At 61.2% G+C, this 17,348-nt stretch carries 17 protein-coding genes and 1 tRNA gene; 6 read left to right on the plus strand and 12 right to left on the minus strand.

Annotated elements, in window-relative coordinates:
- Positions 1-636: 636 nt before the first annotated feature.
- The gene (locus GGD65_RS24425) at positions 637-1,071 is read left to right on the plus strand and encodes a phasin (RefSeq protein ID WP_018318275.1); all 435 of its coding nucleotides are present in this window, start codon (positions 637-639) and stop codon (positions 1,069-1,071) included.
- A 376-nt stretch (positions 1,072-1,447) separates the two neighbouring features.
- A tRNA-His gene (locus GGD65_RS24430) sits at positions 1,448-1,524 on the plus strand.
- Positions 1,525-1,663: 139 nt separating this feature from the next.
- On the opposite strand, the gene GGD65_RS24435 is transcribed toward GGD65_RS24430, so the two are convergent.
- Together GGD65_RS24435 and GGD65_RS24440 are read right to left on the minus strand one after the other, a co-directional pair.
- Positions 1,664-4,801, minus strand: coding sequence for an NACHT domain-containing NTPase (locus GGD65_RS24435; protein WP_183236853.1), 3,138 nt, complete (start codon positions 4,799-4,801; stop codon positions 1,664-1,666).
- Complete coding sequence (locus GGD65_RS24440) at positions 4,791-5,228, minus strand: hypothetical protein (RefSeq protein WP_183236855.1); 438 nt, start codon at positions 5,226-5,228, stop codon at positions 4,791-4,793. Before GGD65_RS24440 ends, GGD65_RS24435 begins: the two co-directional genes overlap by 11 nt.
- Positions 5,229-5,481: 253 nt before the next feature.
- Here GGD65_RS24440 and tenA point away from each other — a divergent pair, with 253 nt between their 5' ends.
- A complete protein-coding gene (tenA, locus tag GGD65_RS24445; RefSeq protein ID WP_183236857.1) occupies positions 5,482-6,165 on the plus strand; it encodes a thiaminase II in 684 nt (227 codons plus the stop codon).
- A 35-nt stretch (positions 6,166-6,200) separates the two neighbouring features.
- Here the strand turns inward: tenA and GGD65_RS24450 are convergent, their stop codons facing one another.
- The 4 genes from GGD65_RS24450 to GGD65_RS24465 all read right to left on the minus strand — a co-directional run bounded on the left by GGD65_RS24450 (position 6,201) and on the right by GGD65_RS24465 (position 9,727).
- A complete protein-coding gene (locus tag GGD65_RS24450) occupies positions 6,201-6,605 on the minus strand; it encodes a nuclear transport factor 2 family protein (RefSeq protein WP_018318269.1) in 405 nt (134 codons plus the stop codon).
- An 84-nt stretch (positions 6,606-6,689) separates the two neighbouring features.
- Positions 6,690-7,628 (minus strand): AEC family transporter, encoded by a 939-nt coding sequence (locus GGD65_RS24455; protein ID WP_183236858.1) that lies wholly within the window; start codon positions 7,626-7,628, stop codon positions 6,690-6,692.
- Between the two features lie 6 nt (positions 7,629-7,634).
- A complete protein-coding gene (locus GGD65_RS24460; RefSeq protein ID WP_183236859.1) occupies positions 7,635-8,558 on the minus strand; it encodes a CoA ester lyase in 924 nt (307 codons plus the stop codon).
- A 2-nt stretch (positions 8,559-8,560) separates the two neighbouring features.
- Positions 8,561-9,727, minus strand: a complete 1,167-nt coding sequence (locus GGD65_RS24465) for a CaiB/BaiF CoA-transferase family protein (RefSeq protein ID WP_183236860.1) — start codon at positions 9,725-9,727, stop codon at positions 8,561-8,563.
- A gap of 458 nt (positions 9,728-10,185) precedes the next feature.
- Here GGD65_RS24465 and GGD65_RS24470 point away from each other — a divergent pair, with 458 nt between their 5' ends.
- Entirely contained in the window at positions 10,186-10,524 is a 339-nt protein-coding gene (locus tag GGD65_RS24470; protein WP_183236861.1) for a hypothetical protein, read from the plus strand.
- A 360-nt stretch (positions 10,525-10,884) separates the two neighbouring features.
- Complete coding sequence (locus GGD65_RS24475) at positions 10,885-11,562, plus strand: ParA family protein (protein ID WP_025032179.1); 678 nt, start codon at positions 10,885-10,887, stop codon at positions 11,560-11,562.
- A gap of 79 nt (positions 11,563-11,641) precedes the next feature.
- On the opposite strand, the gene GGD65_RS24480 is transcribed toward GGD65_RS24475, so the two are convergent.
- The 5 genes from GGD65_RS24480 to trxB all read right to left on the minus strand — a co-directional run bounded on the left by GGD65_RS24480 (position 11,642) and on the right by trxB (position 15,663).
- Complete coding sequence (locus tag GGD65_RS24480) at positions 11,642-11,806, minus strand: hypothetical protein (RefSeq protein ID WP_018318263.1); 165 nt, start codon at positions 11,804-11,806, stop codon at positions 11,642-11,644.
- A 107-nt stretch (positions 11,807-11,913) separates the two neighbouring features.
- Entirely contained in the window at positions 11,914-12,084 is a 171-nt protein-coding gene (locus GGD65_RS24485) for a hypothetical protein (RefSeq protein WP_183236862.1), read from the minus strand.
- A gap of 316 nt (positions 12,085-12,400) precedes the next feature.
- On the minus strand, positions 12,401-13,309 hold the full coding sequence (locus GGD65_RS24490; RefSeq protein WP_183236863.1) for a 4-hydroxy-tetrahydrodipicolinate synthase: 909 nt from the start codon (positions 13,307-13,309) through the stop codon (positions 12,401-12,403).
- Positions 13,310-13,768: 459 nt separating this feature from the next.
- Positions 13,769-14,692, minus strand: coding sequence for a LysR family transcriptional regulator (locus GGD65_RS24495; RefSeq protein WP_026201990.1), 924 nt, complete (start codon positions 14,690-14,692; stop codon positions 13,769-13,771).
- 5 nt (positions 14,693-14,697) lie between these two features.
- Positions 14,698-15,663, minus strand: coding sequence for a thioredoxin-disulfide reductase (gene trxB, locus GGD65_RS24500; RefSeq protein WP_183236864.1), 966 nt, complete (start codon positions 15,661-15,663; stop codon positions 14,698-14,700).
- A 266-nt stretch (positions 15,664-15,929) separates the two neighbouring features.
- Between trxB and GGD65_RS24505 the strand changes: the two genes are divergently transcribed.
- Entirely contained in the window at positions 15,930-16,409 is a 480-nt protein-coding gene (locus GGD65_RS24505; RefSeq protein WP_026201989.1) for an Lrp/AsnC family transcriptional regulator, read from the plus strand.
- A gap of 404 nt (positions 16,410-16,813) precedes the next feature.
- Here the strand turns inward: GGD65_RS24505 and greA are convergent, their stop codons facing one another.
- Positions 16,814-17,287, minus strand: a complete 474-nt coding sequence (gene greA / locus GGD65_RS24510) for a transcription elongation factor GreA (RefSeq protein ID WP_018318257.1) — start codon at positions 17,285-17,287, stop codon at positions 16,814-16,816.
- Between the last annotated feature and the right edge of the window lie 61 nt (positions 17,288-17,348).

A 17,348-nucleotide genomic window follows, 5' to 3' on the forward strand; every position in this document is an offset into this window, starting at 1 on the left:
CCGGGAATGACAGCCTTAAGAAAGGGTTAGTATCGCCCGCGCCCGCGGGCAGGTCCACGGCCCCGGTCCCCGGCGGCGGCCCTAAGCCGCGATAACCTTAATCAGCCCGAACCCGCAAGCCGCCGCCCGGTTCATCCAAGGGATTCGAAGAGAGAAGCGGTCACAGGCCGCGCGGCATCAAAGGTCCCCATCCTCCCCTGGAGGGGGAGGATCGGTTCGCATGGAGCGAAGCGAAATGCGAGCCGAGGTGGGGTGACAGTCTCTCCACATCGCACACTGCCCGAGGGGAGAGATCACCCCACCCCGCTCGCGCTACGCGCGACCGACCCTCCCCCTCCAGGGGAGGGTAAGAAAGACCCGCCGGGCAAACCACCCACCCCCTTACCTCAACCCCCGGTTCCCCGAACCCGGAACCTCGCCCTAACCTAGATTAAATATCGCGGCGCACCCTGCCGCCGCATTGCGCTGCACAATGTTGACATGATAGGCAGCCATAATCCTGGGCGCTGGGCGAGCCATCTCGTTTGTTTCGCGTTTCCAGTCTTTCGTACCCGCTCAATGTGTGACGGCCCAGACCGGGGGCCGGCGGGCGCGCCAGAAGGCTCACTCCATTTTTCATTATCGTGAGGGACAACCATGACAGGTGCGACTGATCCGTTTTCTGCCTCGATCATTCCGTTCGAGGTGCCCGAGCAGATGCGTGCGTTCGCCGAAAAGGGCGTGTCGCAGGCCCGTGAGAGCTACGCCAAGTTCAAGGACGCCGCCGAAACCCACAACGGCACCGTCGAGGCCGTGTTCACCTCCGCCAGCAAGGGCGCGAGCGAATACACCGCCAAGCTGGTGGAATTCATGAAAGCCAACAGCAACGCCCAGCTGGACTTCGCCCAGCAGCTGTTCGGCCTGAAGTCGCCGGCCGAAGCGCTGGAGCTGTGGACCGGCCACACCCGCACCCAGCTCGAGACCTTCCAGTCTCAGGCCAAGGAGCTGGTCGAGCTGACCCAGCGCGTCGCCGCCGAGACCGCCGAGCCGATCAAGGCCAGCGCCTCGAAGTTCTATAAGCCTGCCGCCTGATCCGGCTGGTGGGTTTGAATTTGAGAAACCCGGGCCGAAAGGCCCGGGTTTTTTCTTCGCCTCTCCCGCTCTTGTCCCGCCGAAGCCTTGGCGAAGGCGGATGCGCGAGAGGCCGGCGTCCGGGCGATGCGAAGCATCGTCGGGGCGACGGGTGAGGGTTCTCTCCGCCCGGGGATTGTCTCGGTAGGCGGCAGCGGGTGCGCAACACTCCGATGCCCGTCATCAGGCCGGATTTCATCGCACTGACGGTGATTTCAGCCGGTTTTTCGCACCAATGCGGCCTTGCCAAACCGGGCCGTTACACCTAGTTTCCGCCCCGTCCAGCCCCCTAGGTCGACGGCCTTTTCAGGTAGCCCCGAGGGCGGCTCGCCAGGATGCAGTTGTAGCTCAGTTGGTTAGAGCGCCTGTCTGTGGAACAGGAGGTCGGTGGTTCGAGCCCACCCAACTGTACCAACCCCGGGGGCTAGTGTAGCGTTTTCAGTAAGGTACTGCCCTATTCCATTTGAGAGAATGTTGCTCTCGCAGTGCATTCGCATGAGATTCGTCTTACGTTTAAGAGTCTCTCTCGATTTTCGCTGCTCCGTCTCGTCTTTCATTGGTCAAACGCAAACCAACGCTCGGTCCTTGCAATAACGGATACCGGCTTCACTCCTCTGCGAGCCGCGCGCACGGTGGCTCCCTCTGCGGCATCCCGCAAGGCCATCGGATATTTTTGAAAGTTCTCGAGCACTTGCTTGCAAATCTCGGCTGGAATCGGAGAATGAGAGTTGGCGAGTTGATGGTCGAAATTGGTCCCATGTACACCTCGCGCATATCCGTCACTGACAATTTTCAGCACCTCGTTCCAATCCAGTGTGCCCTTCAGGGCGGAACGAAATGCCTGGTTCTGCCGGAATTTCAGATACACCTGCGCTGAGCCAGAATAAGTTTGGAAGAACTTAAGAAAGACTTTTTCTCCAAATCGGTCGGAATCTCTCAACGCCAGCAAGTAAGAGAATCTCAGAGAATCGAGATTTGGAGCAAATTGCGTGCTGCCTTCCTCTTTGCCGGTAGGTCGCTTCACAGTGCTCTGTTGCAAAGAAGTCATCGTTGCTAACGTGGACCATTCCTCCTCGGACATGTTGTCCAACATTTCCTTCAAAATGCCTTCACATTGTACGATCGTATTGACTTGACCAAGCAAGATCAGCGCTTCGATCAAAAGTAAGCGCAGCGACTTTGATGCTCCTTTTGATTTCTCAAGAGCGTCTAGCCACCATCCGCTATCGGATCTCCGCGCCTTCGCTCCTCTGAGCCTCTGCGTTGTCGACAGAGATTGAGCAAAGAAATCGAATGCTGCGACTGATGCTCGGATGCGCCGTTGTAGAGCGCAATCTAGCAGTGCGGCCACAATAGCAGGACGAGATCCCCAAAGTGTTCGACAATTTTCTAACGCTGCTTCAAAAGCTGCGAGTTGTTGCGTGGCCGTTGCAGCCTCAGCGTAACTACGCGAAAGTTCTACTGATAGGTCATAGCACTGCCGTACAAAGGGGAATTTCTCGATGAGCTTCTTTTCAGTCTCAGGAAGTTCTGCATCTTTGAAAGAAGTGATAGTGTCACGCAGACCTACCGGTAGATACTGAAAACCGAAAGGGGTAGGTGCAATAGCGCTGTTCAAGAGGTAGAAGGGAGCCAGCGGCGGTTTCGGCCGCGGGATGTACCCACGTTCTGCAAAGAGCACGTTGTATAAGAGTTGAAGGTTGTGTTCCGAGGACAACGCGCACTCGGTCCTTCCCGCGCGGACCAGCACAATTGCCATGCTCCTTGTCAACGCAGTCTTATTGAGCTTTTCCCGCAGAACTTGACTATCGACGCGCGCGAGAGAGCCGAGATATCGACCAATCTGAAGCCATTTCGCAGGGTCGTTCTTGAAAGCATTGCTTTCGAGCCACCGCTTGTCACAGTCCTCAGTTGATGATTGCGCCCTTGCTATTTCGGCGAATGTCTGCTGCCGGTCCAGTGGTGTACCGTCAGCCTCAAGCAAAGCAAACGCAGTCTCGAAGATTCTGCGTCCACCTGATTGTGGAGGTAGTGGCGCAATATTTTGCCCGCCATAGCGTAGCGGAGAAGCGAGTCTACCAATGTAGTCCGGCGAGGACAACAACTCCACAAGTTGCGCAACCGCTTTGGGAGATTGCTCAAAAACCCAATCCGAGAGGAGCATGGCAGTAAGCTCAATCGGATGCCGAGTCTTTCCTACGAGCTTGTCTTCGATTAACGCCTTTACGCGGTCAGCTAAATCGAGCAACTCGCCTTTGCTGAAACATCCGGCCAGGAAACGAACGACGTTAAGCCAATAGAAGTTTCGTGCGGCAGCATCGAATCTGTCAGGCTTTGTTCCTTTCTTTTCCTTGCCTGTGGGTGAATACGACGCGGTATCATAGAGGAAGCGCGCAGCGAAGTATTCCCGTAGGGGTTGGACTTCAAATTCGTACGTACCTTGGATGCGTGGGACAATCATCACCACGCGCTCCAACATTGCTCCGAAGATCTCTTCGACAACTTCTGTTGGATGGCCTTCTGCAACCAAGTAATCGTTCAAAGTGGCCCGCAGTTCGTCTGCGGAGATTCGGCCGCTCGATTTCCGTCGATTTGTCTCGGCAGTCGCGTGAAGCGTCCATCCCAAAAATCGATGCAAGTCCTTGAGCAACACTATGTGTTTGCGCACCGTGGGACTCTTTGCAGATTCGCGACTGAAGAACATGTCAACGTAGTCGTCGTAGAGATTAGTTCGCTTGTCCGGTAGAGCGGATCCTTGCGTTAGAATTAGACTGAGCAGAATAGTAAGCTGCATAGGGTTGCGAGATAGATCGCGCAGATGTGGCGCAGTCATCTTTTCTTTGAGAATTGAACGAAATTCATCCCGCTCTCGATTTGTTAGTCCTCGCACTTCCATCCATCGCTCAGCGTAGGTGAAAATTTGCGAGCGTTTGACCGACAATAGCTCGATGTGCGGAAAGTTTGACGTATCGAATCCGGGGGAATTTGCAAAGGCAGCCGGTCGAGAGGTGATGACGACGCTAAGGTGCGGGCAATTCTCGCGCAAACGTGGTAGAGCTTTGCTTACCGCTGCTACCACGTCACTTCGTTGTTTGATTTCGACTACTTCATCAAGTCCATCTAGTGCGATTAGAAGCGGTGCAAGCTTCGATACCTGCAGCAAATCATTTACGTCGAAGTGAATTCCACCGGAGTGGAGCCGAACGAGACGTGCAAGAAACGACTCCATCGTCCTTGGCTCGGGTGGCAAAGGGTCCGGACTGAGCGTCTCGAAGGGGTCGCTGCCGGCCAACCACGCGGCGAGATCGCGCAAGTCGACCTTGAATGGTATTCTCAATGCAGAATTTTGGTCTCTTGAGGGGAGCTTCTCGAAGTCGTCCGGCTTATTCAAGATTCGGATGCGATGAACCTGACACATATATTGGGCGAGCGTAGATTTTCCTTGTCCGGGTGCGCCCTCTACGACGACCTGCCTGAGACGTTTGTGTCCCCAGTCTCCGAGCAGAAGGCTCGCAGTACCAGCGGTGTCTTCGTCGTCATCCTGATTTGTGAGGATCGCAGAATTGTTCTCGTAGAAAATTCTCGCGCTCTTGTGCTCAGCGTACATCATTCCTTTCATTGTTAATCGGAAAGGTAGATCGATGAATAGGTCTAGCAGCTTATTCTGAAGCTCGACCTGCTTAAACCCCATCCAGCAGCCGATTGAGGTCGTCCCGAAACCAACAGTGGATCGGAATCCCAATTTCATTTCTTAATGCACATAGGGTCTTGTCGATTGAACCGCTGTCGAGATGCGCGGTGCCAGGTACATTGGTAATTAAGAAATACTCCTTTGCCCCCCGCGCTTTTAGCCTCTCTATTTTTTCACGCTCTCCGTCGGTTTTCTCAGTGAGCCATTCAGTTAAATTACGGACTGAGCTAGGGTGCCGACTAAATTTAACCTGAAAGACGATGAACTCATCTTTTCCGACCTCTGATCCGGTCGGCTGTAGCGCGTCTCGTCCGCCGTCCGGTTGCCCAATCGGGAGGCATACCGTGCGAGGGTTTGTGGAAACCAGAAGTGCCTGAACCATTTGTTGAAATCGATCCGGACCTAAATTTTCGAAAGAATGATCCACTCCTCCCTCCTCGTTGTACGTCTAGCATCGGTTGTTCTTTTGCGTAATGCTTACGAAAAAGAGCGCCTTTTGCCAGATCGACGAAGGGCTTATGAACAGCATTCGGACGAGTAGACGGCGGTGAGTGTATGGGTACGTCCGCAACGCCGCTCAAAGCCAATTTATGCCCCGTCACCGTAGCTCCTCGGTTCGCAATGCGATATCGGTAGCGAGCCAAAGCCGTTCATGGACAAGCAAGCGGGCGGAAAAGATCGTGGGTTTCTTCGAGCGTCTCAAGGCAGAAGCATCCGTTGAGTGGCGGGCCTACACCGAACATCCCTTCACGAACGGATTGGCAGACGGCTCGCTCCCCGAAGCGGCGTTTCGTCACTATCTCGTTCAGGACTATTTGTTCCTCATCGAGTTTGCTCGGGCCTACGCGCTCGCGGTCTACAAGTCACCCAGGCTTGCCGACATGCGCGAGGCAGCGGGCGGCCTGTCGGCCATCCTCGATGTCGAGATGAACCTGCATGTGAAGCTCTGTGCCGATTGGGGCCTATCCCCGGCCGATCTTGAACAGGCCCCTCCGGCGGCCGAGACGCTGGCCTATACACGCTACGTGCTCGACGCGGGAATGCGCGGTGATCTGCTGGCACTCAAGGTGGCGCTTGCTCCCTGTGTGATCGGGTACGCCGAGATCGCAACGCGGCTCGCCTCGCGACCCCATGCGGACGCCGCGACGAATGCCTATCGCGTCTGGATCGCCGAGTACGCCGGCGTGCCGTACCAGGAGGTCGCTGCCAAAGCCCGTGCGCACCTCGACCATCTCGCCGATCTCTACGCCACGCCGGCCCGCGAGGCCGAGCTGACTGCGATCTTCAAGGAAGCCACCCGGCTCGAGGCAGACTTCTGGGAGATGGCCTGGCGCGAGGGCCAGTGTGTTGCCGAATTACGGTAACAGTGCACGAAACTCCTACGGAGCTGCACCGCCCCTCACGCGATCATCGCCTTGATCTGCGCAGTATCCGCAAACTCGATCAGCTCCGCGATCTTGCCATCCTGAAATCTGAACAGGTCCAGGATCTCGGTGCTGAAAGTCTTTCCGCTTGGATTGTATCGAACGAGAACCCGGGAATGGACTGCGACGCGATCCCCGTCGACCAGCTCAGTCAGGATCTCGCGGCTTTCGAAGCCGAAGGCGGCAGTGAACTGAGTGAAAGCCCCGCGCAGGGTCGGATGCCCCTCCATGCGCCCCGTCAGTTCGAGCGCGCCCTTGTCGCCCATCAAGGTGAAGTGGCCCTCGGGATGAAAAGCCGTCACCAGGCCTTCAACGTCGCCCTCACCGCGCGCGGCGTAGGCGGTCCTGATCAATGCGAGCATCTCTTCGCGCTGTGCCATGTCACCCTCCCTGCAGCACGTATCATGGCAGCCTAGCGACCTTCGCGTGTAAAGGCAAAATCATCGGGACGATGTTGCGCGTGCTCAGCGCGCCACCACCCAAACCACCACCGGTAACGTCACCGCCGCTAGCAACGTCCCCAGCGCCACCGCGCCGGACACCGGGTTCACCAGCCGCTGATACTGCACCGCGAAGATGTAGGCGTTGGCGCCGGTCGGCATTGCCGCGAACAGCACGACGACGCCGGCGGCGATCGGCGGCAGGTCGAGCAGTTTTGCCAGCACGAACGCGGCCGCCGGCATCGCCGCCAGCTTCAGCGCGCACATCACCAGGATACTCAGCTTCTCGCCCTTCACCTCGAAGCGAAACAGATTGATGCCGAGCGCGATCAGCGCGGTCGGCGAGCCCGCCTGCGCCAGCAGCTCGATGGTGCGGTCGACGACGGGGGTGAGGCCGAGACCGGTGAAGCGCCAGACCACGCCGAAACCGATCGCCAGCATCAGCGGGTTGCGGGCGAGATCTGTGAGCACGGGCCAGATCACCGACAGTGCCGAGCCGGTCCGCTTGCGGTTGACCAGCTCCATCTGCAGGATGCCGCAGAGCCAGAGCAGCGGCGTGTTCACCGACAGGATCAGCGCCATCGGCCCTGCGGCCTCATTGCCGAGCGCCGAGAGCGTCAGGGGAATGCCGAGCATCACGATGTTGCCGTAGACCGAGCCGATCGCGAACACGACGCCGTCTTCGCTGGTACCGCGCCGCGCGCGCAGCAGCGCCGAGATCGCCAGCGCCGCGATCCAGATGACGGCCAGCGCGCCGTAATAGGCGCCCCACATCCGGTAGGGGCTGACATCGGGGAATTCCGACACGACGATGGTGCGGAACAGCAGCGCCGGGATTGCGATGCTGAAGGCGAACTCGGAGATGCCCTTGTGCGCGCTCTCGGAGACGAAGCGAAACAGCACCGCGGCATAGCCGGCCGCGATCAGCGCAAACACCGGCGCGACGATCAGCAATGTGGCCATGCGCCGCTATGACCCCAGCTCGATGATCCGGCGCGCCATCCGCACATTGGCATAGTCGATCATCTTGCCGTCCAGCGTCACCGCGCCCTGTCCGTTCGCCTCCGCCTGCTCCATGGCGTCGACGATCCGCCGCGCCTGGGCCAGCTCATGCTCGGACGGCATGAACGCGCGCAGCGTCGGTTCGATCTGGTCGGGATGGATGACCTGCTTGCCGTCGAACCCCATCGCCGCGGCCTTTTGCGCGCTGGCCTCAGTCAGCCTGGCATCGCGGAACGCGCCGCAGGGGCCGTCGATGGCGATGAGGCCGAACGCGCGGGCGGCCACGAGGACGCGCATCATCGGATAGGCAAACAGGTCGAGCGGGGCCGAGGAATAGCCGCTTTGCGCCGATCCGACGTGACGGTAGCCATCCGGCGACACGCCGATGTCGGAGGAGCGGGCGCCGATCGAGGCCGCGAAATCGCCGACCCCGAGATGCAGCGCGGCGACGCTGGCGTGGCACGCGGCGAGCGTGTCGACATTGACGAGGCCGAGCGCGGTCTCGATCAGCAATTCCAGCGCGACCGGCGCGGGGCGGTCGGGGTTAGCTGCCCGCAACTGCTCGGCAATCCCGGCGATATCGCTGGCGCGCTCCGCCTTCGGCACGATCACCGCATCCAGCCGTGGAAGCGCCGGCAGCGCGCGGATCTCCTGGGCGATGAAGGGGCTGTCGACGGCGTTGATCCGCACCGAGACGCGCTTGTTGCCCCAGTCGAGCGAGGCGAGGGACCTGACGGCTTCCTCCAGTGCGAGGCTTTTCTCGGATGGCGGCACCGCGTCCTCGAGATCCATGAACACGGCATCCGCGGTCGATGCCGCGGCCTTGGCGACGAGACGGGAGCGATGCGCGGGGACGGCGAGGTAGGCCCGCGTTGGCCGTTGTTGCGCCATCGTCAAATGTCCTTCGACAGCCCGAGTTCGTTGAGGATGGCCTGGTTGTGCTGCCCCACATCCGGCACCGGATCCATCCGCGGCTTGACGCCTGGAATGGTCAGCGCGGGCAGGAAGCTCATCACCGGCCCGCATGGCGAGCCGACGCTCTGCACCCGGGACCGCGCGCGCAGCTGCTCATGCGCCAGGAAAGCCTCGACCGAGTTCAGATGCGCGTTGGCGATCGAGGCCTCATCCAGCAGTCGCAGCACCTCCTCGCTGGTCATGGATGCAAAGCGCTGCTCGATATGCGCCTGTAGCTCGTCGCGGTTCTGCATGCGCAGCGGATTGGTGCGGAAGCGCAGGTCGTCGGCGAAGCCGGCATCGCCGAGGACGATGCCGCACAGCGACCGCCATTCCCGATCGTTCTGGATGCCGAAGAAGATCGTGTTGCCGTCGCCGACCCGGAACGGCCCGTACGGCGCGATCGTCGCATGCCTGGCGCCGGTCCGCGGCAACGGCCGTCCCGTGCTGTGCGTGTAGAAGGCGGGATAGCTCATCCAGTCGGTGATGGAGTCGAACAGCGAGGCCTGGAAGGCGGTGCCCTTGCCGGTCCGCTCGCGACGGTACAGCGCCATCAGCACGCCGTTGAGGATGTACATGCCGGTGGCGATATCGACCACCGACAGCCCGACCTTGGCCGGCTCCGCCTCGGTGCCGTTGATGGCGAGAACACCGGCCTCGCACTGGACCAGGAGATCATAGGCCTTCTTGTCGCTATAGGGGCCGCCAGTGCCATAGCCTGAGACGTCGCAGGCGATGATGCGCGGATGTCTGCGCAGAAGCGATGCGGCGTCGAGGCCGAGCCGCTCGGCCGCGCCGGGCGCAAGATTCTGGATGAACACATCGGCCTGCGGCAGCAGGGCGTCGAGCACCTTGCGGCCGTCCTCGCTCTTGATGTCGATGGCAAGGCTTTCCTTGGAGCGATTGGTCCAGACGAACTGGCTCGACATGCCGTTCATCACGTGGTCGTAGTCCCGGCAGAAATCGCCGGTGCCCGGCCGCTCGATCTTGATCACCCGCGCGCCCCAGTCCGCCAGGTGCCGGCTCGCCAGCGGCGCCGCGATCGCCTGCTCGAGCGAGACCACCGTGACGCCGGACAGCGGCAGCTCCGCTTCATTCGCTTCCATGAGATCGCTTCCTCTCGTGCGCTTTTCGACCAGCGCAGGAGACAGGCCGATCACCCCACGCGCATCTTTTTGGATGGGACATGATGCCCCTGTTTTGCCCGACAAGTCAAACCTGATTTCGTCAAATCCTAAGACGAAATGCGCTGCGATTACCGTGGCTTGGCTACTGTGCATGGGGTTGTTTTCGCAGTTTTGTGTTTGAGGGCGAGACCCTTTCCTCGGCCACACCTGTCATCCCCCGCGAAAGCGGGGGATCCAGTACGCCGCGGCTTCTCGGGGAACGTCGGGCGTCTCTGGAATACTGGGTCACCCGCCTTCGCGGGTGACGACAGCGGTGGAGATGGCCGCCGCCGGCCTGTTGCCGAGACCGCACAGGTCCGACCTTTCGCATCTGCCCTCGTTGCCAACGAACCGCCGTTCACCCACTATTCCCTCCGACTCGACATGTGGGGGGATCGATGCCGGCGTTTCGCTTCAAGACATCCTTGGCTGCTGCAACCCTCGGGATGGCCCTGGCCGTTCTGATCCAGCCCGGTACCGGCTTCGCCTACACCCCGGAGGAGCAGCAGGCCTGCACGCCGGATGCGATGCGGCTGTGCGGCGAGTTCGTGCCGAACGTCGACGCCATCACGGCCTGCATGATCAAGAAGAAGGCGCAGCTCTCGCCGCAATGCCGGGTGTTCTTCCGTCCCGGACCCGAGCCGGGTGAGGCCCGCGCCGGCAAGCCGACCAGCATCGCGCCCAAAACCGCGAAGAAGAGCGGCAAACCCAAGAAGAAAAAGACCAGCGACGGCTGAGCGCGGGATAGCCCGCGTTCCTTATCCGAAACTTCGTAATGTAACGGACTCCTTTTGTTCGCGCAGGCCGCGCTGATGCCTGCGGCAATTACGAATGTGCGAAGGAAAAGAGTCGGGTAAGGGTTTGCGCGGGAAGGTTGCATTCCGCTTGGTCCCGTTCGGCTGCTCAAAGAACGCACAGATGCTCGCGCGGGCGGCGTTTCGCTGCAGTTGGTCTCTTGTCGTGCGACGCAGTGTGACTCAAAAGCCAACACGCCTTGTTATTTCGTGGCGGTAACGCAACCCCCGATAAATTTTTCTTTCACGAATCAGCGCGGTGATTCATTTTCGCGGCCTAGGGTCAATCTGGAGGCCGAAGGTATGAACGTTATTGTTTTTGCATCGCGTAAAGGCGGCTCGGGCAAGAGTACCCTAGCCGCGCATCTCGCCGCGCAGATCAAGGCGAGCAAGCAGGTCATGCTCGTGGACGCGGACCCGCAGGGCTCGCTGACGCTGTGGCACAAGCTGCGTGGCACCAACGAGCCGCCGATCAAGGCGGCGGTGAACTCCGTCAGCGGCATCGTCTCCGCTGCCAAGCGCGACGGTTATGAATGGGTGTTGATCGACACGCCGCCGAACCTCTCGGCCGTCGTCGACGACGCGATCAAGAACGCGACGATGGTGGTCATTCCGGCGCGTCCCGGCGTGTTCGACGTCAACGCGGTGCAGGAAACCATCCAGATGTGCCGCGCGGCGCGCAAGCCCTATGCGGTCGTGCTCAACGGTGCGCCGGCCAAGCGCGACGAAGCCGAAAGCCCGATCGTCACCATCGCCCGCGAAGCGCTGGCGAAATTCCGGGCTCCGGTGTGGGGCGGCCAGATCACCAACCGTTCGGATCTCTTGATGGCGCTGAGCCACGGCGAGGGCGCGCGGGAATACCAGGCCGAGAGCCGTGCGGCCCAGGAAATCGCAAGGCTGTGGGCGGCGATCGAGCGTTCAGTTAAGGCCATTCGCGGCACGGCGTCGGCGTCCGGCGCAATGCACAAGCAGGCTGCTTAATTTCATTATTCATTTCCCCGGACGAAAAACGCGCGGGAACGTCCGCGCGTTTTGCGTTTTCGGGATCTGCTGAAGGAGGCTACGCCACCATCAGCATGTAGAACACGATGACCGGCGACATCGTCAGGATCACCGACCAGATGCCGGCGGCCCAGAGAATGTCCTCGGTGGTAAAGCTCTGCTCGGTGGACAGCTTCTCCTGTCCGGCGCCGAAATGCGACGCCATCTCATTATGACTATTCATAAACGCCCCCGCGATTTCTTCGCTTATGGGCGTGAACGATACGCGGGATGTTTTAAGATTCCGGCTTGCAAACCGCTGCGCATTTTGAGCGCATTTGTGACGGCCGCTTAACCATCCGCGCGACGTGCCGCCTCAGGCGAGCCAGCGCGAAACAGCAGCGCCGGCATCAGGCCGAGCATCACGGCCCAGAACCCGAACGACGATACGACGAGAATTCCCTGCAAAAGATCGGCCGGCGCGAATTGCTGCGCGGCCGTAGGCCGGGTGCGATGTCCCATGGTCATTCCCCTCTGGAAGTTCCTGGAGAGCAACGATAGGGACGGATGGGTAAACGAGGCGTGGATGCGCCATGCGGCAACAGCGAAGGCCGTTGGGGCGCGGTTAACCAAGTGGCGGCTCTTACCCTCCCCTGGAGGGGTCCGGGACGAGCGAAGCTCGCCCGTGGGTCGGCTCACATTGAGCGCAGCGATCATGTGAGACGGGGTGGGGTGACGGTCTCACGACATCCAACAGTGCCCGAGTGGAGAGATCACCCCACCCCGCTCGCGCTTCGCGCGATCAACCCTCCCCCTCCAGGGGAGGGTGAACGAGAAACTACGCCGCCACCTTCGTCCGTCGCTCGATCTCGCGATCGATCGCGGCGGCGAGCTCGCTACTCACTTCCACCATCGGCAGGCGCACTTCGGGGCTGTCGATCAGGCCGCATCGCCACAGCCAGTACTTCGCCGGCGCCGGGCTCGGCTCGGTGAACAGCAGCCGCGTCAGATCGGCCACCTCGTGCCAGCGCGCCTGCGCCGCGTCATGGTTGCCGCGCTTGTGCTCGGCATAGATCGCCGCAAACGTCGCGGTCTCGACATGGGCGGACAGCACGATGCCGCCGTCGGCGCCGTCGCTGAGCGCCTCGAAAAAGTTCGCGTCCTCGCCGGTGAGCACGCGAAACTCCTTCGGCCGGTCGCGCAAGAGCGCGATCGATTGCTCGCGGCTCGCGCCGCAATCCTTCAAGCCGATGATGTTGGGATGCTCGGCGAGCCGCAGCATGGTCTGGTTGGTGATGTTCACCGAGGTGCGATAGGGAATGTTGTAGAGCGCAATCGGCCATGCCGCGTGATCGGCGAGCGTCTCGAAATGCGCCAAGAGGCCGCGCTGCGAGGGCCGCACATAATAAGGGCTTGCGATCAGATAACCGTCGATCGGCCAGTCCGCGGTCTCGTCGAGACGGTCCTTCAGCCGCGAGGTGTCCGCGCCCGACAGCCCGAGGCAGATCGGCAGGGTGCGCCGGCTCGCCGCCATCTCGTCGCGCACGATGGCGACGAGACGTTCGAGCTCGGCCTCGCGCAACGTCATGCCTTCACCCGAGGTCGCCCCCAGGATGAATCCGTCGATGCCTTGCGCGCTGTAATGTCGCGTCAGCCGCCGCAGCGATCGCTCGTCGAGCGCGCCGCCCTGAAACGGCGTCACCAGCGGCAGCCACAGCCCGTGCAAATGATCTTCAAGTCCGGTCATGTTTCCATCTCCTTCTCGGGAAACCTGAGACGGAGGGCACATGAAAAAACCCCGTCCAGGCGGCGGGGTTTTCGGGATTGCAGCGATGACGAAGCCGGTCTAGCGCGCGCAAAACTCCGAGGTCCCCGGATGGGGGCCTTTTTTCGAGGCGATCGCCTTCGACGAGATTGCGCACGACTTCGTGATCATCTCCAAATGATGCGGGGTATGCCTGGAACTGTCAATACACGCGGAGGGCGAAGGCCGATTTGACCGAAAAAAAGCCGGGCTCGAACGAGCCCGGCTTAAGGTATTGGCCACGTGAGGCCGACACAATCACCTTCCAAGAGGGATTACTGAACTCCCGCGCCACTGGAGGAGGGGGACAAATGCGCAACGCGAAGGCTCAGCGTGCAAACAGTATGAGCTTGACGAGCGCCATGCAGCAACAGCCGAGGCCGCATGTCAGTCATGCGGAAATCAGGACGGCCAGCGCTGCGCCTTGCTCACCACGAAGTCGCGGAACACCTGCACGCGCGCGACCGTCTTCAACTCTTCGGGATAGACAAAATACGTATCGAGCTGGATCGAATCCGACTCGCCGAACAGCTGCACGAGTTTGCTCTGTTCCTCGACGAGGTAATCGGGCAGCGCCGCGATGCCGAGGCCCTGCTGACAGGCGCGCACGAGACCGAGGATGTTGTTGACCCTGAAATAGGCTTCGCGCGGACCCGAGCCGTTGCGGCCCGCTTCGACCAGCCAGTTGCGGTTCTGCAGATGCGGCGCGAAGTTGCCGTCCGAGAGCGTGATGATGCGGTGGGAGTCGAGCTCCTCCAGCGTGCGCGGCGTGCCGAAGCGCTTGATATATTCCGGCGAGCAATAGGCGTGGAAGCCCATCGCGAACAGCTTGCGCTGGATGAGATCCGGCTGCGTCGGCTTGCGGGTGCGGATCGCGACGTCGGCCTCGCGCATCGACAGGTCGAGCTCCTCGTCGGTGACGATCAGGGAGATCCGGATTTCCGGATAGAGCGCGGTGAACTCGCCGAGCCGCGGGATCAGCCAGTTGATGCCGACGCCGGGCGTGGTGGTGATCTTGAGGTCGCCGCTCGGCCGCTCGCGGCTGTCGGTCAGCTTGGCGCGCGCCGCCTGAAGCTGCATGAACACGTCATGCGCGGTGCGGAACAGCAAATCGCCCTGCTCGGTGAGGATCAGGCCGCGGGCATGGCGGTGGAACAGCGAGACTGAAAGCTCCTGCTCCAGCGCCGAGACCTGGCGCGACACCGCCGATTGCGACAGGCCCAGCTGCTCGCCCGCATGCGTGAAGCTGCCAGCTTCCGCCGCTGCGTGAAACACCTTCAGCTTGTCCCAGTCCATATCCGTAAATCCGTCGCGTGTTCGGGGCATGATCTTTATTCCGCTGCCGCGCGCTCGCTGGCGCGCAGGGCCAAGAAACGTTCGGCTTCGAGAGCTGCCATGCAGCCGAGGCCGGCGGCCGTGACGGCCTGGCGATAGGTCTCGTCGGCGACGTCGCCGGCGGCGAACAGGCCGGGCACCGATGTCGCGGTCGAGTTCGGGGCGACCTCGACATAGCCCGACGGTTTGAGCTTGATCTGGTCTTTGACGAGCTCGGTCGCCGGTGCGTGGCCGATGGCGATGAAGATGCCGTCGGTCTTCACGTCCGTCAGCGCGCCGGTCTTGACGTTCTTGAGGCGGACATGGGTGACCTTGTTGGGGTTCTCGGTGCCGCAGATCTCGTCAACGGCGCTGTCCCAGATCACCTTGATCTTCGGGTGCTTGAACAGGCGCTCCTGCAGGATGCGCTCGGCGCGGAAATGGTCGCGGCGATGCACGATGGTGACCTGCGAGGCATGGTTGGTGAGGTACAGGGCTTCCTCGACCGCGGTATTGCCGCCGCCGACCACCACGACCTCCTTGTTGCGGTAGAAGAAGCCGTCGCAGGTGGCGCAGGCCGATACGCCGCCGCCCTGGAACTTTACTTCGGACGGCAACCCGAGCCAGCGCGCCTGCGCGCCGGTGGCGAGGATCACAGAGTCAGCGAGATAGACATCGCCCGAGTCGCAGGTGAGGCGGAACGGCCGATGCGAAGTGTCCAGCTTGATGACCAGGTCCGTGACGATCTTGGTGCCGACATGGACCGCCTGCTTCTCCATCTGCTCCATCAGCCAGGGGCCCTGGATCACATCGGCGAAGCCGGGATAGTTCTCGACGTCGGTGGTGATGGTGAGCTGGCCGCCCGGCTGGATGCCTTGGATCAGGATCGGCTCGAGCATCGCGCGCGCGGCGTAGATCGCCGCCGTGTAACCGGCGGGGCCGGAGCCGATAATGACGACCTTTGCATGAACAGGAGCGGACATTTCGATGGACGCCTTTCACGGGGGATTTGCAGCGCGGGCGCGGAACATGCCGGGAGGCGTCGCGGAGGCGCTGAAATATCAGAGCTAATCTAAGCGTTCTGGTGAGCTATGCAAGAATTGCATTCCCTCTCGGCGGATTTTTCCAACAAGGAACAAAAGTCGATTGCGGTGCACGCGCAATAAAATTGCGCTAGTCGTGCGGACTGGGCTATGAGGATTGCGGCAAACCCACCAATCAAGCCGCAAAGGCCAGGAGTTCCAATCAAGTGTCGCGGAACCTAGACGACATCGACCTGAAAATTCTGTCCGAGATTCAGGCCGACGGTCGAATCACGAATGTTGAGCTGGCCAAGCGGGTCGGCATCTCGCCGCCGCCCTGCCTGCGCCGCGTCCGGGCGCTGGAGGAGGAGGGCTACATCCACGGCTATCGTGGCCTGCTCGATGCCCGCAAGCTCGGCTTCGACGTCACGGTCTTCGCCGCTGTGCACCTGTCCAGCCAGGCCGAGGCGGATTTGCGCGCCTTCGAGGAGTTCGTCCGCGCCGAGCCCCTGGTGCGGGAATGCTGGATGTTGTCGGGCGAGGTCGATTTCATCCTCAAATGCGTCGCCCCCGACATGGCGACCTTCCAGGATTTCGTCACCCATCTGACCGCCGCGCCCCACGTGCGGAACGTGCGAACGTCATTGGTGCTGCATAATTCGAAGTATGAGGCGGCCGTGCCGCTGGACGTCAAGGGGCGGAGGTAGCCGCTCTAGAGTCCTGCCAATCCCGTCATCCTGAGGCGCGAGGCATCGGGCGCAGCGCGCCCGATGGGGAGCCTCGAAGGATGCGCGGCCAAGATGCAGCAGCGCGCGGCAACAGTTGGGCCGTCGCCCTTCGAGGCTCGCCGAAGAGGCGAGCACCTCAGGGTGACGGGAGGAATTAGGTTCGCTGCATCAACATCGTCATTGTTAGGAGGAGCTCTTGCGACGAAGCAATCCAGAGTCTTTCCGCGGCGGCAGCCTGGATTGCTTCGCTGCGCTCGCAATGACGGGCGGAGAGAGTGCGTTTCTCCACTCACGCAAGCGATGCGCTGAAATGAAGACACCCCAAAACAAAAAGGCCGCGCATCGCGCGGCCTTTTGAAACGTCTCGGTGCAGCGGCAAATCCTTACCGCCATTCCACCTTGGTAATTTCATACGCCTTGGCGCCGCCGGGTGCGTTGACCTCGACGGTCGAACCCTTCTTCTTGCCGATCAGCGCGCGGGCGAGCGGCGAGGTGATGGAGATGCGGCCCTTCTTGGCGTCGGCCTCGACCTCGCCGACGATCTGCCACACCGTCTTCTTCTCGGTGTCCTCGTCGACCAAGGTCACGGTGGCGCCGAACTTGATGGTGTCGCCGGACAGTTTCGAGATGTCGATGATGTCGGCGCGCGCGAGCTTGTCCTCGAGCTCTGCGATGCGGCCTTCATTGTGGGACTGCTCTTCCTTCGCGGCATGATATTCCGCGTTCTCCGACAGGTCTCCGTGCGAGCGGGCCTCCGCGATGTGCTCGATGATGCGCGGACGGTCCTCGGACTGGCGCTTCTTCAATTCTTCCCCGAGCGCGGCAAAGCCGCTCGCTGTCATCGGAACCTTTTCCATCTCTTCTCTCGTTCTTCGGTTACGCGCCCCCCAACAGCGGGCGCGGAAACCTTGATTCGTC

It is taken from the genome of Bradyrhizobium sp. CIR18 (assembly GCF_014198295.1).
Taxonomy (GTDB): Bacteria; Pseudomonadota; Alphaproteobacteria; order Rhizobiales; family Xanthobacteraceae; genus Bradyrhizobium.

What these genes read in the sequence shown, in the direction of transcription:
- GGD65_RS24425 (WP_018318275.1), top strand. Translation starts at nt 637, where the DNA reads ATGACAGGTGCGACTGATCCGTTTTCTGCCTCGATCATTCCGTTCGAG.
- GGD65_RS24435 (WP_183236853.1), bottom strand. Translation starts at nt 4,801, where the DNA reads ATGGGGTTTAAGCAGGTCGAGCTTCAGAATAAGCTGCTAGACCTATTC.
- GGD65_RS24450 (WP_018318269.1), bottom strand. Translation starts at nt 6,605, where the DNA reads ATGGCACAGCGCGAAGAGATGCTCGCATTGATCAGGACCGCCTACGCC.
- GGD65_RS24455 (WP_183236858.1), bottom strand. Translation starts at nt 7,628, where the DNA reads ATGGCCACATTGCTGATCGTCGCGCCGGTGTTTGCGCTGATCGCGGCC.
- GGD65_RS24460 (WP_183236859.1), bottom strand. Translation starts at nt 8,558, where the DNA reads ATGGCGCAACAACGGCCAACGCGGGCCTACCTCGCCGTCCCCGCGCAT.
- GGD65_RS24465 (WP_183236860.1), bottom strand. Translation starts at nt 9,727, where the DNA reads ATGGAAGCGAATGAAGCGGAGCTGCCGCTGTCCGGCGTCACGGTGGTC.
- GGD65_RS24470 (WP_183236861.1), top strand. Translation starts at nt 10,186, where the DNA reads ATGCCGGCGTTTCGCTTCAAGACATCCTTGGCTGCTGCAACCCTCGGG.
- GGD65_RS24475 (WP_025032179.1), top strand. Translation starts at nt 10,885, where the DNA reads ATGAACGTTATTGTTTTTGCATCGCGTAAAGGCGGCTCGGGCAAGAGT.
- GGD65_RS24480 (WP_018318263.1), bottom strand. Translation starts at nt 11,806, where the DNA reads ATGAATAGTCATAATGAGATGGCGTCGCATTTCGGCGCCGGACAGGAG.
- GGD65_RS24485 (WP_183236862.1), bottom strand. Translation starts at nt 12,084, where the DNA reads ATGGGACATCGCACCCGGCCTACGGCCGCGCAGCAATTCGCGCCGGCC.
- GGD65_RS24490 (WP_183236863.1), bottom strand. Translation starts at nt 13,309, where the DNA reads ATGACCGGACTTGAAGATCATTTGCACGGGCTGTGGCTGCCGCTGGTG.
- GGD65_RS24495 (WP_026201990.1), bottom strand. Translation starts at nt 14,692, where the DNA reads ATGCCCCGAACACGCGACGGATTTACGGATATGGACTGGGACAAGCTG.
- trxB (WP_183236864.1), bottom strand. Translation starts at nt 15,663, where the DNA reads ATGTCCGCTCCTGTTCATGCAAAGGTCGTCATTATCGGCTCCGGCCCC.
- greA (WP_018318257.1), bottom strand. Translation starts at nt 17,287, where the DNA reads ATGGAAAAGGTTCCGATGACAGCGAGCGGCTTTGCCGCGCTCGGGGAA.